Source organism: Streptomyces sp. 5K101, from assembly GCF_046506645.1.
In the GTDB taxonomy this organism is placed as follows: domain Bacteria; phylum Actinomycetota; class Actinomycetes; order Streptomycetales; family Streptomycetaceae; genus Streptomyces.
The window spans coordinates 51645-66657 of the sequence record NZ_JBKFFO010000014.1; the positions used below are offsets into that span (position 1 = coordinate 51645).

Consider the following 15013-nt stretch of genomic DNA (forward strand, 5'->3'; position numbering starts at 1 on the left):
TCACTGCGGAGCGTCCAGCCGGTAGCCGACGCCACGCACCGTACGGATCAGGGTCGGTGAGGACGGTACATCCTCGACCTTCGCCCGCAGCCGCTGCACGCAGGCGTCCACCAGGCGCGAGTCGCCGAGGTAGTCGTGCTCCCACACCAGGCGCAGCAACTGCTGGCGCGAGAGGGCCTGCCCGGGCCGGCGGCTCAGCTCCAGCAGCAGTCGCAGCTCGGTCGGCGTGAGCTGCAGATCGTCGCCGTTCTTGGTGACCGTCATCGCGGAGCGGTCGATCACCAGGGAGCCGAAGGTCGCCGAGTCGGTGGACTCCCGCTCGCCGCGCCGCAGCACGGCGCGGATACGGGCGTCCAGCACCCGGCCCTGCACCGGCTTGACCACATAGTCGTCGGCGCCGGACTCCAGTCCCACGACCACGTCGATGTCGTCGCTGCGCGCGGTCAGCAGAATGATCGGCAGCTGGTCCGTGCGCCGGATGCGGCGGCACACCTCGAACCCGTCGATCCCGGGCAGCATCACGTCCAGCACGATCAGGTCCGGCCGCTGCTCGCGCAGCAGCTGCAGGCCGTCCTCTCCCGTCGCCGCGGTGGCCACACGGTGGCCCTGACGGGACAGGGAGAGTTCGAGCGCCGTACGGATGGCGTCGTCGTCCTCGATCAGCAACAGGAAAGGCACGGGCCCATTCTGGCCCATGCGGTCCCCTCGTACGACTCCCCGTCGCACCACCGTTGTCGCCCGGCCTCTGTGACGCGCCTGTGACAGTCGGCGGACACCGCCATGAAAGTGCCGGGGCAAGCTTCTTGTCACACGGAACGAAGCAGACTCCACTCGACGGGGGGCGCGAGATGAACGCACTGCACAGCACCACCTCAAGCGCAGTTGTCACGCGTCTCCACGACGTCGCGCGGAGTGCCGAGAAGTCCGGCGCGGCGGGGGGACGGGGGTGCGCTCGCGGCGCCGGGCGTCAGCACAAGGCGACCTACATGGTGGCCGTGCCTGACGGGGGAGAGGCGTACGGAGAGGCCACGGGGGAGCGGACCGGCCAGGTCGGGGCAGCGGACGCCGAAGCGGCGTTCACCGCCTACGTCCAGGAACGCCGCGCCTCTCTGTACGCGACCGCCTACCACCTGACCGGCGACCGGTACGAGGCCGAGGACCTGCTGCAGAGCGCGCTGTTCTCGACGTACCGGGCCTGGGACCGGATCAGCGACAAGGCGGCGGTCGGCGGCTACCTGCGCCGCACCATGACGAATCTGCACATCAGCGCCTGGCGCCGGCGCAAGCTCAACGAGTACCCGACGGAGGAACTGCCGGAGACGGCGGGCGACACCGACGCGATGCGGGGCACGGAGCTGCGCGCGGTCCTGTGGCAGGCGCTCGCCAGGCTCCCCGAACTCCAGCGCACGATGCTGGTCCTGCGCTACTACGAGGGCCGCACCGACCCGGAGATCGCGGAGATCCTGGACATCAGTGTCGGCACGGTGAAGTCGAGCATCTGGCGGTCGCTCCGCCGGCTGCGCGAGGACGAGGTACTCAGCTTCGGCCGTGACGAGGAGGAGTCCTTCGGCGAGCTGGTGGCCTGAAGGCGCCTCGTGGCCTGAAGGACACGGGGACAACGGGGGACAACGGGGGAACGGGGGCCGCTGTTTCGGGGGAGACGGCGGGAAAGGATCCACGGGGACACGGGGGCCCGGGGATCCACGGGGGAAAGCGGAGCGGGGCCGGGCAGGCCGGGGGGATTCTGTCCGGCCCCGCTCCCGTGCCCGCGGCTCCCGCCCGAGGGCGGGCCCCTCAGGCGGGCTGGCGTACGGCCGGCGTACGGCAGCGGCCGGCCGCCGCGTCCGCGAGACGCCCCAGGGCCTCGGCCTTGCCGCACGGGTGGGCGCCCAGACCGGTCTGGCGCGCGACGACACCGCGCTCGGCGCGCATCAGACGCCAGCCGCGGCGCAGCAGGAACGGGACCGACTTGCGGCCTTCCCGGAGATCGCGCGCCAGGCGGCGGCGGAACGTCGTGGAGGGGCGGCCGCGCAGGCAGAGCGCGTCGGCCAGCACGCCGATCTCCTGGCAGCGGCGGACGAGGTCGGCCGCGAAGATGCCCTCGGCGACGAAGAGCGGGGTGCGGGCGATGTCCAGCGTCTCGCGGCCCACGCGCGCGCTCGCCGCGATGTCGTACACGGGGATGTCCGCGCGCCCGGTGGCGCACAGCTCCACGATGGCGGCGACGGCCGCGTCGGCGTCCCACGACGCCGGTGAGTCCCAGTCGATGTCGGCACTGCCCGTCACCCGGGGCAGCGTCGGGTCGTTGCCCTCTTTGTAGAAGTCGTCCAGACGCAGGACCGGCAGTCCGGTGCGGGCCGCGAGGGACGACTTTCCGGAACCTGAGGGGCCCGCGAGCAGCACGACGCGGGTCGGGATGGGTTGGGAACTCACGGGAGACAAGTGTGACGCATGGAGCCGCCCGCGGAACCCCCCGGAGGCGGGGTGGTTGCCCGTCTCACACCTCAACTACTGTCCGTGCGCTCAAGATCACTCGAACAGGCAGGCAATCATGGCTCGTCATGCAGCTTCCCCCCAACGGCGCCGCACGCTCGTGCGCGCCGGACTGACCGTCGCCGTGGCGGGCGCGGCCCTCGGCGCGGGCTCCGCGGCCGCGCAGGCGGCGCCGGCCGCCGAGTCGGTCGACGCCCAGCCCGTGGCCGGACCCGCCGCCCCGCTCGCCACCCTGACCGGCACCGTCACCCGGTCCGTGGAAGGGGTCGGCGAGCTCAAGAGGCTCCGGCTGTACCCGCTCGCGAATACCGGTGTCGACCCGCTCGACAACTCCGTGGGCACCCAGGTGGCCGACTTCAAGCCGGTGAACACCGCGCTGGTGACGGACCACGTCACCCGCGGTCAGGCCCTCGAGGACCTTCCGGCGGCCGGCCCCCTGGCGAAGGGCGTGCTGCCGTAGCGGACCGGCGCACCCACGGGAAAGCCCCCACGGCCGGACGGGACCGTGGGGGCTTCGCTCTGCGGGGCGGGCTCAGTAGGACGAACCCGACGCGCCGAGCGAACCGGTGGGGTGCCAGACCGTCTTGGTCTCCAGGAAGGCCGTCAGGCGGTGGGTGCCGGGGTCGGCCCACCAGTCGTTGTCCACAGCCTGTGGACGCAGGACCCGCTTGAGGTTGTCCGCCGCGGCGACCTCCAGCTCCTTCGCCAGGATCTCGTCGGCGCCGGTCAGGTCGATGCCGTTGACGTCCTGGTGCGCGGCGAGCGGGGCCGCGATCTCCGCCGTACGCCCCGACAGCACGTTGACCACACCGCCCGGCAGGTCCGAGGTGGCCAGCACCTCCGCCAGGGACAGCGCCGGCAGCGGCGACTTCTCGGAGGCGATCACGACCGCCGTGTTGCCGGTCGCGATCACCGGCGCGACCACGGAGACCAGGCCGAGGAACGAGGACTCCTGCGGCGCGACGACGGTCACGACGCCCGTCGGCTCGGGGGTGGAGAGGTTGAAGAACGGGCCCGCGACCGGGTTCGCCCCGCCCACCACCTGGGCGATCTTGTCCGTCCAGCCCGCGTACCAGACCCAGCGGTCGATCGCGGCCTCGACGACCGCGGCCGCCTTCGACTTGGACAGCCCCTCGGCGTCCGCCACCTCGTGCACGAACTGGCCCTTGCGCCCCTCCAGCATCTCGGCGATGCGGTAGAGGATCTGGCCGCGGTTGTACGCGGTGGCGCCCGACCAGCCGCCGAACGCCTTGCGCGCGGCGACGACCGCGTCACGGGCGTCCTTGCGGGAGGAGAGCGGCGCGTTGGCCAGCCAGTTGCCCTTATGGTCCTGCACTTCGTACACCCGGCCGCTCTCGCTGCGGGGGAACTTGCCCCCGACGTACAGCTTGTAGGTCTTGAAGACGCTCAGACGGTTGCTCTCAGACATCGAGGTACGCCTCCAGGCCGTGGCGGCCGCCCTCGCGACCGAAGCCCGACTCCTTGTAGCCGCCGAACGGCGAGGTCGGGTCGAACTTGTTGAACGTGTTGGCCCACACCACACCCGCGCGGAGCTTGTTCGCCACCGCGAGGATGCGGGAGCCCTTCTCCGTCCAGATGCCGGCGGACAGGCCGTACTGGCTGTTGTTCGCCTTGGCGACCGCCTCGTCCGGCGTGCGGAACGTCAGGACGGACAGCACCGGGCCGAAGATCTCGTCGCGGGCGATGGTGTGCGCCTGCGTGACGTTCGTGAACAGCGTCGGCGCGAACCAGTAACCGGACGTCGGCAGCTCGCACGCCGGGGACCAGCGCTGGGCGCCTTCCGCCTCGCCCTGCTCCACGAGCGTGGTGATCCGGGACAGCTGCTCCTCGGAGTTGATCGCCCCGATGTCGGTGTTCTTGTCGAGCGGGTCGCCGAGGCGCAGCGTCGACAGGCGGCGCTTGAGCGACGCCAGCAGCTCGTCCTGGACCGACTCCTGGACCAGCAGGCGCGAGCCCGCGCAGCAGACCTGGCCCTGGTTGAAGAAGATGCCGTTGACGATGCCCTCGACGGCCTGGTCGATCGGGGCGTCGTCGAAGACGATGTTGGCGCCCTTGCCGCCCAGCTCCAGGGTGACCTTCTTGCGGGTGCCGGCGACCTGGCGGGCGATGGCCTTGCCGACCGCGGTCGAGCCGGTGAAGGCGACCTTGTCGACGCCCGGGTGCTCCACGAGCGCCGCACCGGTGTCCCCGTAACCCGGGAGGATGTTGACGACACCCTTGGGCAGGCCCGCCTGGCGGCAGATGTCGGCGAAGAACAGGGCGGACAGCGGGGTCGTCTCGGCGGGCTTCAGGACGACCGTGTTGCCGGTCGCGAGCGCCGGGGCGATCTTCCACGCGAGCATCAGCAGCGGGAAGTTCCACGGGATGACCTGGCCGGCGACGCCCAGCGGCTTCGGGTCCCGCCCGAAGCCGGCGTGGCCGAGCTTGTCGGCCCAGCCCGCGTAGTAGAAGAAGTGCGCCGCGACCAGGGGGAGGTCCGCGTCGCGGGTCTCCTTGATTGGCTTGCCGTTGTCCAGCGTCTCCAGCACGGCCAGCTCGCGGCTGCGCTCCTGGATGATCCGCGCGATGCGGAACAGGTACTTGGCGCGCTCCGAGCCGGGCAGCGCCGACCACTTCTCGAACGCCTTGCGGGCGGCCCGCACGGCGCGGTCGACGTCCTCCGCGCCGGCCTGGGCGACCTCGGAGAGGACCTCCTCGGTGGCGGGCGAGACGGTCTTGAAGACCCTGCCGTCGGCGGCGTCGGTGAACTCGCCGTCGATGAACAGGCCGTACGACGGCGCGATGTCGACGACCGACCGCGACTCGGGTGCGGGTGCGTAATCGAATGCGGAAGCCATGATGATCAGTCCACCGTCACGTAGTCGGGGCCGGAGTAGCGGCCGGTCGCCAGCTTCTGGCGCTGCATCAGCAGGTCGTTGAGCAGGCTCGACGCGCCGAAGCGGAACCAGTGGCTGTCCAGCCAGTCCGCGCCCGCGGTCTCGTTCACCAGCACGAGGAACTTGATCGCGTCCTTGCTGGTGCGGATGCCGCCGGCGGGCTTCACGCCCACCTGTACCCCAGTCTGCTCCCGGAAGTCGCGGACGGCCTCCAGCATGAGCAGGGTGTTGGCCGGGGTGGCGTTGACCGCGACCTTGCCGGTCGAGGTCTTGATGAAGTCGGCGCCGGCGATCATGCCGAGCCAGGAGGCGCGGCGGATGTTGTCGTACGTCGAGAGCTCGCCGGTCTCGAAGATGACCTTGAGCCGGGCGTCGCCGGACGCCTCCTTGACGGCCCGGATCTCCTCGAAGACCTTCAGGTAGTCGCCCGCGAGGAAGGCGCCGCGGTCGATCACCATGTCGATCTCGTCGGCCCCGGCGGCCACGGCGTCATGGACGTCCGCGAGCTTCACGTCGAGGGCGGCGCGCCCGGCCGGGAAGGCGGTCGCGACGGAGGCGACCTTGACGCCGGAGCCCGCGAGGGCGGCCTTGGCGGTCGCCACCATGTCGGGGTAGACGCAGACCGCCGCGGTGCGCGGGGTCGTGCGGTCGGTCGGGTCGGGGTTGACGGCCTTGGCGGCGAGCGCCCGGACCTTGCCCGGGGTGTCCGCGCCTTCCAGCGTCGTCAGGTCGATCATCGAGATGGCCAGGTCGATGGCGTACGCCTTCGCCGTGGTCTTGATCGAACGGGTGCCGAGGGACGCGGCGCGCGCTTCGAGGCCGACGGCGTCGACGCCGGGCAGCCCGTGCAGGAAGCGGCGCAGCGTGCTGTCGGACGCGGTCACGTCAGCGAATGCTGGTGCAATGGTGGGCATGGTCACCAGATGAGCATATCTACGCGCGTAGCGACCTGTACAGGGGGTGCGGCGCTCCAACAGGTCACGGGTCGGTCGCACCTCGGTCGCGACCGGGGGACCGGTCCCGGCCGACGCCCTTGGGCGTACGGCAGAATCGGACCCATGACGAGCCCCCAGCAGCCTGCCGAGCCCTCCTACGCCGACCGCGTCTTCCGGTCGCCCGCCGGGATCGCGGGCGGCGGACTGCTGCTCGCGCTGATCGGCTGGATGGTCGTGGACGCGCTGGTGCGCGGCGAGGGCCGCACGCCGTGGCTCGCCCTGGCGGCCGCGCTGCTCCTGGTGCCGCTGATCGTTGCCTTCAGCGTCCGCCCCGCCGTCTTCGTGAACGAGGAGCGGGTGCGGATCAGGAACCCGTTCCGGACGATCACGCTGCCCTGGGGCACGGTCGCCGACGTGCGGGCCGGGTACTCCAGCGAGCTGTTCACCACGGAGGGTGTGAAGTACCAGTTGTGGGCCATCCCCGTCTCGCTGCGCCAGCGCAAGCGGGCGGCCCGGCGGCAGATGCAGCGTGCGGCGGACGACCCGCACGGCACCACCTCCGTCACGGCGGACGTGTCCGACGCGCAGGCGCGCAGGGCGCCCGCGGACCAGACGATCGCGGACCTGCGCGAGATGGCCGAGCGCCTGGGCCCGCGCTCGTCCGCACAGGGCGGGCCCCGGGTGCGCTGGGCGTACGAGGTCCTCGCGCCGGTGGCGGCGGGCGCGGTGCTGTTGGTGGTGCTGCTGGCGGTGGGCTGACGGGTCACGCGCGCCGGTGGCGGCGGGCGCGGTGCTGCCGGCGGTGGGCTGACGGGTCAGGCGCGCGGTGCTGCTGGGCGGTGGGCGCGGTGTTGCCGGCAGTGGGCTGACGGGCCGGGCGCGCGGTACTGCTGGCGGTGGGCTGACGGGCCGGGCGCGCCGTTGCCTCCGCCCTGAGTTCGGCGGAGGCACCGGCTTCAGCCCGATGCGGCGGGGTGGGTCTCAGATTCCGGCGGCGGCCGAGAGGTCCCGCTTGATGTCCGCGAGGACGCCCGCCGCGCGCTCGCGGGCCGTGCCCAGCTCGCTCGCGTCGGCGACCGGCACCACCACTTCCAGGTAGCACTTGAGCTTGGGCTCGGTGCCGCTCGGCCGGACGATCACGCGCGCGGCGAACTCGCCGTCGAGGTAGTACCGCAGCCCGTCCGTCGGCGGCAGCTTCTCCGTGCCCCGCGTCAGGTCCTCGGCGCTCGTGACCCGCAGCCCCGCGAGCATCACCGGCGGCCGCTCGCGCAGCGTGCGCATGGCGTCGGCGATCACGCCGAGGTCCTCGACCCGCACCGACAGCTGGTCGGTGGCGTGCAGGCCGTGCTCGACGGCCAGGTCGTCGAGGAGGTCGGACAGCGTACGGCCCTGCTCCTTGAGCTCCGACACCAGCTCGGCGACGAGCAGGGCGGCAGTGATGCCGTCCTTGTCGCGCACGCCGCCGGGGTCGACGCAGTAGCCGAGCGCCTCCTCGTAGCCGTAGCGCAGCCCGTCGACGCGCGCGATCCACTTGAAGCCCGTCAGCGTCTCCTCGTGGCCGAGGCCCGCCGCCCGGGCGATGCGGCCCAGCAGGGACGAGGACACGATCGACTCGGCGAAGACACCGGTGGCGCCCTTGTGGACGAGGTGCGCGGCGAGCAGCGCGCCGACCTCGTCGCCGCGCAGCATGCGCCACCCGGCCTCGGCCGAGTCGTCGGGGACGGCGACCGCGCAGCGGTCCGCGTCCGGGTCGTTCGCGATGACGACGTCCGGCCCGACCCGGCGGGCGGTCTCGAAGGCGAGATCCATCGCGCCGGGCTCCTCCGGGTTGGGGAACGCGACGGTCGGGAACGCGGGGTCGGGCTCGGCCTGCGCCTCCACGAGCGCGGGCGCGGGGAAACCGGCCCGCGCGAAGGCGCTGAGCACGACGTCCTTGCCGACACCGTGCATGGCCGTGTAGACGACGCGGGCGGTACGCGGCGAGGCGGCGGTCAGGACGGCGTCCGTACGCTCCAGGTACGCCTCCAGGACCTCGTCGCCGAGGGTCTCCCAGCCTCCCCCGGAGCTTCGCCCGGGAGGTGCCCCCACGGCACGCGGCACGTCGTCGATGCTCGCGATCGCACCGATCTCGGCGGCGATCTCCGCGTCGGCGGGCGGCACGATCTGCGAGCCGTCGCCGAGGTAGACCTTGTAGCCGTTGTCGCGGGGCGGGTTGTGACTCGCGGTGACCTCGACGCCCGCGACGGCACCCAGCTTCCTTATGGCGAAGGCGAGTACGGGCGTGGGCAGCGGCCGCGGCAGCACGGCGGCGCGCAGGCCGGCGGCGACCATGACGGCGGCGGTGTCGCGCGCGAAGTCGGCGGACTTGTAGCGGGCGTCGTAGCCGATGACGACGAGGCCGTCGCCCTGGCCCTTGGCCCTGAGGTACGCCGCGAGTCCGGCGGCGGCCCGGATGACGACGACGCGGTTCATCCGCATCGGGCCGGCGCCCAGCTCCCCGCGCAGGCCGGCGGTCCCGAACTGCAGCGTTCCGCTGAACCGGTCGCCCAGTTCGGCGAGGTCACCCGCCTCGATGAGCTTGCCGAGCTCGTCCCGGGTCTCGCTGTCCGGGTCCTCCGCGAGCCACGCCCGGGCCCGCGCGATGAGGTCCTGCTGCACGGTAGGTCCGCCTCTCGTGTGTGCGTACGTCGAGTGTGCGCGCCGTGCGGCGGCGCGCGATGCTTTTCCGCCCCGGCGGCGTCGCCTGTCGGGGCTGCGCCCCGCCCCGGGCGGCGCCGGTTGGAGCGGTGCCCTTGTCGGGGCTCCGCCCCGAGCCCCGCGCCTCAATCGCCGGCGGGGCTGGTTTTCCTGGCGGTCTTCCTGGACGCGGCGCGCTTGTCGGGGCTCCGCCCCGAACCCCGCGCCTCAAACGCCGGCGAGGCTGGAGTGGCCTTGCGAGGCCGGGCGGGCCCCCGCGCCCCAAGCGCAAGCGGCGGACGCCCGGGAGCTCCCGGTCCCGTGGAACTCCGGAGCCGGCGCCTGTCCAGGCGGGGAGCCACCGGGCCAGGCCCGCGTTCGCGCCCGTGAGGACGCAAAGCCGGCCACCCATGGGCCCTGGGCGAACCGGAGCGTCCGCCAGGACGCACAGTCCACGGGCCCGTGGTGCGGGCCCTTGCCCGGTGCTTGTCCGGGTGGGGAGCCCCCGAAAACCAGGGGCCCCAGGCGAACCGGAGCGTCGCCAGAACGCCCAGCTCACGGACCCGTGGTGCCCGCGCTTGTCCGGGTGGGGAATCCCCGGACCCACGCGCCTCGGGCGAACCGGAGCCGGCGTCCCCCAGGACGCGCAGCGAACCCTGGGGCAGCCAGGAGTCCGGGGCAGCCGAGGAAGCCCACGCGACCGGGCGCAGCGTCCGCCGGGTCCGGGGCAGCGCCCCGGGACGCCGGGTGGGTCAGATGCGCGCGAGTACCCGCGTCAGCAGCTCGCCCATGCGCGCCGCCGAGTCGCGCCCCGCCTGCAGGACCTCTTCGTGGTTCAGCGGCTCGCCCGTCAGGCCCGCCGCCAGGTTCGTCACCAGCGAGATGCCGAGCACCTCCGCCCCGGCCTCGCGCGCCGCGATCGCCTCGAGGACCGTGGACATGCCGACCAGGTCGCCGCCCAGCACACGGACCATGTTGATCTCGGCCGGGGTCTCGTAGTGCGGGCCGGGGAACTGGACGTACACGCCCTCCTCCAGCGTCTCGTCCACCTCCTTGCACAGCGCCCGCAGCCGCGGCGAGTACAGGTCCGTCAGGTCCACGAAGTTCGCGCCGATGATCGGCGACGTGGCCGTCAGGTTGATGTGGTCGCTGATCAGCACCGGCTGCCCGGGGCGCATGCCCTCGCGCAGGCCGCCGCAGCCGTTCGTCAGCACGACGGTCTTGCAGCCGGCGGCGACGGCGGTGCGCACGCCGTGCGAGACGGCGGCGACGCCACGGCCCTCGTAGAAGTGCGTGCGGCCCAGGAAGACCAGCGCGCGCTTGTCGCCGATGCGGTAGGAGCGGATCGTGCCGCCGTGGCCCGCGACCGCCGGCGGGGGGAAGCCGGGCAGTTCGGTGACGGGGAACTCGGCCTCGGGCGCGCCGAGCGCGTCGACCGCGGGGGCCCAACCGGAGCCCATCACCAGCGCGACGTCATGGGTCTCGGTGCCGGTCAGCTCGCGCAGCCGCGCGGCGGCGGCGTCGGCCGCGGCATGGGGGTCGGCGAGAGAGCCGACGAGGTCCGGATTCACAGATGCGTTCACGCCGACGAGGGTAACCCGACAATCCCTACGCGCGTAGATGCCGCAGCTCACGGTCTTCGGATCGTTGCCTTGTCGTTTCCGACGAAGAGCCGCGGAGTCACCGTGCAGACGCGTACGTTGCACTCCGCGACCGTCCGGAATCCGCCGCCACCGCTTCAGCAGGGGCGCTTGCGCAGCTCCATCACGTAGTCGTGGGGTGCGCCGGCGGACTCGGCCGCGTCGGCGATCTCACCGAGGTAGCGGGCGGACGGCAGCCCGCCCTCGTAGGCGTTCAGCACGTACACCCAGGCGGCCTCCTCGCCGTCCAGTGTGTGCACCCGCACGCGCATGCGCCGGTATATGTCGAGGCCGACGCCCTCCCAGCGGTCCATCGAGTCCTCGTCCATCGGCGCGATGTCGTACAGCGCGACGAAGACCTGGGAGCGCGGAGCCTCCACGATGGTGGCCAGCGCCCCATCCCAGCCCATCTGCTCGCCGCCGAAGGTCAGCCGCCAGCCGTTGAGCCAGCCGGTGCCGCGCAGCGGCGAGTGCGGTGCGCGGCGGGTCATCAGCCGCGCGTCGAGGTTGCCGGCGTACGCGGCGTAGAGCGACATGAGATCGAGGGTACGGGAGGGCGGGGAGGGACCGGAGACGCGTCCGGGGGCCGCGACCTGCCGGGCGGCCCCTCGCGAGCGGCAAGTGCCGTGGTCGTGGCCGTATCTCGCCCCCGTGGCGAGAACCGGGACACGGTGCGGGACAATGAAGTACGTACTGCATTCCCCCGGGGGCACCCCCGGACCCCCGGCAGAGCGGGCAGGCGGGCCGGGAACGACAATGCGAGGCGGACTTTTTCGTGACCCGGATCGTGATCATCGGTGGCGGACCCGGCGGCTATGAGGCGGCGCTCGTCGCCGCCCAGCTCGGTGCGGAGGTGACCGTCGTCGACTGCGACGGTCTGGGCGGGGCGTCGGTGCTGACCGATTGCGTACCGTCGAAGACCCTGATCGCCACAGCCGAGGTCATGACGACCTTCGACTCCTCCTACGAGGAGCTCGGGATCATCGTGGCCGACGACACCCCGCACATCGAGCACGCGGCCCGCGTCGTCGGCGTCGACCTCGGCAAGGTCAACCGGCGTGTCAAGCGCCTCGCGCTCGCCCAGTCGCACGACATCACCGCCTCCGTCACCCGCGCCGGCGCCCGCGTCATGCGCGGCCGCGGCCGCCTCGACGGCCAGCAGGCGATGGACGGCTCCCGCAAGGTGGTCGTGCGCGCGGCCGACGGCAGCGAGGAGACGCTCGTCGCGGACGCCGTCCTGATCGCGACCGGCGGTCACCCGCGCGAGATCCCCGACGCACTGCCCGACGGCGAGCGCATCCTGAACTGGACGCAGGTCTACGACCTGAACGAGCTCCCCGAGGAGCTCATCGTGGTCGGTTCCGGTGTCACGGGCGCCGAGTTCGCCGGCGCCTACCAGGCCCTCGGCTCGCGCGTCACCCTCGTCTCCTCCCGCGACCGCGTCCTGCCGGGCGAGGACCCGGACGCCGCCGCCGTCCTGGAGGAGGTCTTCCGCCGCCGGGGCATGAACGTCATGGCCCGCTCCCGTGCCGAGTCCGCCAAGCGGGTCGGCGACCGGGTCGAGGTCACCCTCTCCGACGGCCGGGTCATTTCGGGCACCCACTGCCTGATGGCCGTCGGCGCCGTCCCGAACACGGCGGGCATGGGCCTGGAGGAGGCCGGCGTCCGGCTGAAGGAGTCGGGCCACATCCGGACCGACAAGGTCTCGCGCACCTCCGCCCCCGGCGTCTACGCGGCCGGCGATGTCACCGGCGTGTTCGCGCTCGCCTCGGTGGCGGCGATGCAGGGCCGCATCGCCATGTACCACTTCCTCGGCGACGCGGTCGCCCCGCTGAACCTGAAGACCGTCTCGTCGAACGTGTTCACCGACCCGGAGATCGCGACCGTCGGCTACACGCAGGCGGACATCGACGCGGGCAAGATCGACGCCCGGGTCGTCAAGCTGCCGCTGCTGCGCAACCCGCGCGCCAAGATGCAGGGCATCCGGGACGGCTTCGTCAAGATCTTCTGCCGGCCGGGCACCGGCATCGTGGTCGGCGGCGTGGTCGTGTCGCCCCGCGCTTCGGAACTGATCCATCCCATCTCGATCGCCGTCGACAACAACCTGACGGTGGAACAGATCGCAAACGCGTTCACCGTGTACCCGTCTCTGTCGGGCTCGATCGCCGAGGTGGCACGCCAGCTGCACACCCGTAAGGCCACCGCGGAGAGCTGACGGCGGCCCGCGAGGGACGAAACCCGGCGAAGTACGGGCACTCCACGCGGCGCGCGATCAACTGGGAGGCCGCCTATACCACTTGGCGGCCTCCCAAACGCGCATTTTCCGTTATCCGGCGCATAGAGCTGAAACTGACGGGCGGTGGGGTTACTGTCAGTTTCGTGTTCGCTGCAGAACGTCGTCAGTTGATCCTCGAAATGGTGCGCGCCAACGGAGCCGTGTCGCTCCGGGAGCTCGCCCGCGTCGTCCAGACCTCCGAAGTGACCGTACGGCGGGACGTGCGGGCACTGGAGGCAGAAGGACTCCTCGACCGCCGGCACGGCGGTGCGGTACTGCCGGGCGGCTTCACCCGCGAGTCCGGCTTTCCGCAGAAATCCCTGTCGGCGACCGCCGAGAAGACGGCCATCGCCGACCTCGCCGCCGGACTCGTCGGCGAGGGCGAGGCCATCGTGGTCGGCGCCGGGACGACGACGCAGGAGCTGGCGCGCCGGCTCGCCCGCGTGCCCGGGCTGACCGTGGTCACCAACTCCCTGCTCGTCGCGCAGGCACTGGCCCACGCCAACCGGGTCGAGGTCGTCATGACCGGGGGCACGCTGCGCGGCTCCAACTACGCCCTGGTGGGCAGCGGGGCCGAGCAGTCGCTCCAGGGGCTGCGGGTCTCGCGGGCCTTCCTCTCGGGGAGCGGGCTCACGGCCGAGCGCGGCCTCTCCACGTCCAACATGCTGTCGGCCAGCGTGGACCGGGCGCTGGTGCAGGCCGCCGCGGAGGTCGTCGTGCTGGCGGACCACACCAAGCTCGGCACCGACACGATGTTCCAGACGGTGCCGACGGACGTGATCACCCGCCTGGTGACGGACGAGCCCCCGCCCCACGACGACCGGGCCACGACGGAGCTGCAGGCGCTGGCGGACCAGGGCGTGCAGATCGCCGTGGCGGGCCCGGCCGCGGGTCCCGGCCGCCACGACGTCCCCCTCCCCGGCCAGCGCCGTACCCGCGCCCAACTGCGCAATGCGAGCAACTCGTTGACGCCGGAGCAGCTGCAGGACCGGACCCCGCGGGTCGCGGACCTCCGCCGCCGCTGAGCCCTCCACGCGGCGCCCACCCACGGCGCGATGCCGTGCGCCCGGACCAGCTCGCGGATGCGGCCCACGCCCTCGTCGGCGGGCCGTGCCTCGAGACGCCGGCCGTCGCGCACACGCAGCGCGACCAGGTCGCCGACCGCCTTCCCGGGACCTGTCACCGCCTGGTACGGCACGAGCCGCGCGGCCCGCACCCGGGCACCCAGAGTGCCCTCTTCCGGACCGGTGAGCCGAGCCCGCACCCCCAGGTCGAGGCAGTGCGCCACGAGCCGTCCCGCCGGATCCGGCTCGCGTCCGAGGCGCGTGCCTCGTCGGCGACCTGGCCGAGGGTGCAGCCCACGCGGGTGTCGGCTGCTGCGGCGAGGCGGTTGCGCATCGTCGCGTCAGGCGCTCATGCGTCCGCCGGCGCGCCGTCCGGTCGGTCCGCCTTCAGGCCGCGCAGCGTCAGCGTCAGCAGCCGGTCCGCCAACTGGCCATCGTCGGGGCTCTCTTCGGCCGCCAGCGCGATCGCGTTCGTCAGCTGCATCAGATCGCCGATCGAGACATCGGTCCGCACGGTGCCGCTCTCCTGCGCCCGCGCCAGCAGGCGTTCGCCCGCCGCGCGCAGGGGCACGCTGCACGACGCCAGCGCCGAACCCTTGTCGGCGGACGCCGACATGAGCGCGCGGGCCAGCCCCCGGTACTCACCCGCATGAGTGATCAGGGCGCGCAGCCACTCCACGAGTGCTCCGCAGGGCTGCTCGGCGCCGGCCAGGGCACGGGAGCGGTCCAGCAGGTCCGCCAGGGCCTCCTGGAAGACCGCGCTCATCATCGCGTGGCGGTTGGGGAAGTGCCGGTACAGGGTGCCGATGCCCACGCCCGAGCGGCGGGCGATCTCCTCGAGAGACGCGTCGGTGCCGTGCTCGGCGAAGACGGTGCGCGCCTCGGTCAGCAGACGTTCGTAGTTGCGGCGGGCGTCGGCCCGCATGGGCCGCGGTGCGGACATGCCCGGTGCCGTGCCCGCCGCCGTGCCGGCCGTACTCGTTGCCATCGCCTCATCCTTCCGGAGTCCGCCCCCGGTTCCAGGATGCCATTG

14 protein-coding genes are annotated in these 15013 nt (G+C 72.6%); 5 read left to right on the plus strand and 9 right to left on the minus strand.

The annotated features are described in order from the left end of the window. Positions 1–678, minus strand: coding sequence for a two-component system response regulator AfsQ1 (gene afsQ1, locus ACLB9X_RS25190; RefSeq protein ID WP_410362667.1), 678 nt, complete (start codon positions 676–678; stop codon positions 1–3). A gap of 170 nt (positions 679–848) precedes the next feature. Here afsQ1 and ACLB9X_RS25195 point away from each other — a divergent pair, with 170 nt between their 5' ends. Then, entirely contained in the window at positions 849–1586 is a 738-nt protein-coding gene (locus tag ACLB9X_RS25195; RefSeq protein ID WP_410362668.1) for a SigE family RNA polymerase sigma factor, read from the plus strand. A gap of 208 nt (positions 1587–1794) precedes the next feature. Here the strand turns inward: ACLB9X_RS25195 and ACLB9X_RS25200 are convergent, their stop codons facing one another. Beyond that, positions 1795–2433, minus strand: a complete 639-nt coding sequence (locus ACLB9X_RS25200; RefSeq protein ID WP_410362669.1) for a uridine kinase — start codon at positions 2431–2433, stop codon at positions 1795–1797. Between the two features lie 118 nt (positions 2434–2551). Between ACLB9X_RS25200 and ACLB9X_RS25205 the strand changes: the two genes are divergently transcribed. Next, a complete protein-coding gene (locus ACLB9X_RS25205) occupies positions 2552–2953 on the plus strand; it encodes a hypothetical protein (RefSeq protein ID WP_410362670.1) in 402 nt (133 codons plus the stop codon). A gap of 72 nt (positions 2954–3025) precedes the next feature. On the opposite strand, the gene ACLB9X_RS25210 is transcribed toward ACLB9X_RS25205, so the two are convergent. Genes ACLB9X_RS25210 through deoC form a run of 3 tightly spaced genes read right to left on the minus strand, consistent with a single transcriptional unit; the run spans position 3026 to position 6304 of the window. Further along, complete coding sequence (locus tag ACLB9X_RS25210) at positions 3026–3922, minus strand: aldehyde dehydrogenase family protein (protein ID WP_410362671.1); 897 nt, start codon at positions 3920–3922, stop codon at positions 3026–3028. After that, positions 3915–5351, minus strand: a complete 1437-nt coding sequence (locus ACLB9X_RS25215; RefSeq protein WP_410362672.1) for an aldehyde dehydrogenase family protein — start codon at positions 5349–5351, stop codon at positions 3915–3917. Before ACLB9X_RS25215 ends, ACLB9X_RS25210 begins: the two co-directional genes overlap by 8 nt. Positions 5352–5356: 5 nt before the next feature. Next, positions 5357–6304 (minus strand): deoxyribose-phosphate aldolase, encoded by a 948-nt coding sequence (gene deoC / locus ACLB9X_RS25220; protein WP_410362792.1) that lies wholly within the window; start codon positions 6302–6304, stop codon positions 5357–5359. A gap of 144 nt (positions 6305–6448) precedes the next feature. On the opposite strand from deoC, the gene ACLB9X_RS25225 reads away from it, so the two are divergent. Further along, positions 6449–7084, plus strand: coding sequence for a PH domain-containing protein (locus tag ACLB9X_RS25225; protein ID WP_410362673.1), 636 nt, complete (start codon positions 6449–6451; stop codon positions 7082–7084). A 222-nt stretch (positions 7085–7306) separates the two neighbouring features. On the opposite strand, the gene ACLB9X_RS25230 is transcribed toward ACLB9X_RS25225, so the two are convergent. From ACLB9X_RS25230 to ACLB9X_RS25240, 3 genes are all read right to left on the minus strand, one after another. Further along, complete coding sequence (locus tag ACLB9X_RS25230; protein WP_410362674.1) at positions 7307–8983, minus strand: phospho-sugar mutase; 1677 nt, start codon at positions 8981–8983, stop codon at positions 7307–7309. Positions 8984–9753: 770 nt separating this feature from the next. After that, entirely contained in the window at positions 9754–10584 is an 831-nt protein-coding gene (locus ACLB9X_RS25235; protein WP_410362675.1) for a purine-nucleoside phosphorylase, read from the minus strand. 155 nt (positions 10585–10739) lie between these two features. Further along, positions 10740–11177 (minus strand): gamma-glutamylcyclotransferase, encoded by a 438-nt coding sequence (locus ACLB9X_RS25240; protein ID WP_410362676.1) that lies wholly within the window; start codon positions 11175–11177, stop codon positions 10740–10742. A 239-nt stretch (positions 11178–11416) separates the two neighbouring features. On the opposite strand from ACLB9X_RS25240, the gene ACLB9X_RS25245 reads away from it, so the two are divergent. Further along, positions 11417–12856 (plus strand): NAD(P)H-quinone dehydrogenase, encoded by a 1440-nt coding sequence (locus ACLB9X_RS25245; RefSeq protein WP_410362677.1) that lies wholly within the window; start codon positions 11417–11419, stop codon positions 12854–12856. A 164-nt stretch (positions 12857–13020) separates the two neighbouring features. After that, entirely contained in the window at positions 13021–13941 is a 921-nt protein-coding gene (locus ACLB9X_RS25250) for a DeoR/GlpR family DNA-binding transcription regulator (RefSeq protein ID WP_410362678.1), read from the plus strand. A gap of 388 nt (positions 13942–14329) precedes the next feature. Here ACLB9X_RS25250 and ACLB9X_RS25255 read toward each other — a convergent pair whose 3' ends face one another. Next, on the minus strand, positions 14330–14968 hold the full coding sequence (locus tag ACLB9X_RS25255) for a TetR/AcrR family transcriptional regulator (protein WP_410362679.1): 639 nt from the start codon (positions 14966–14968) through the stop codon (positions 14330–14332). Between the last annotated feature and the right edge of the window lie 45 nt (positions 14969–15013).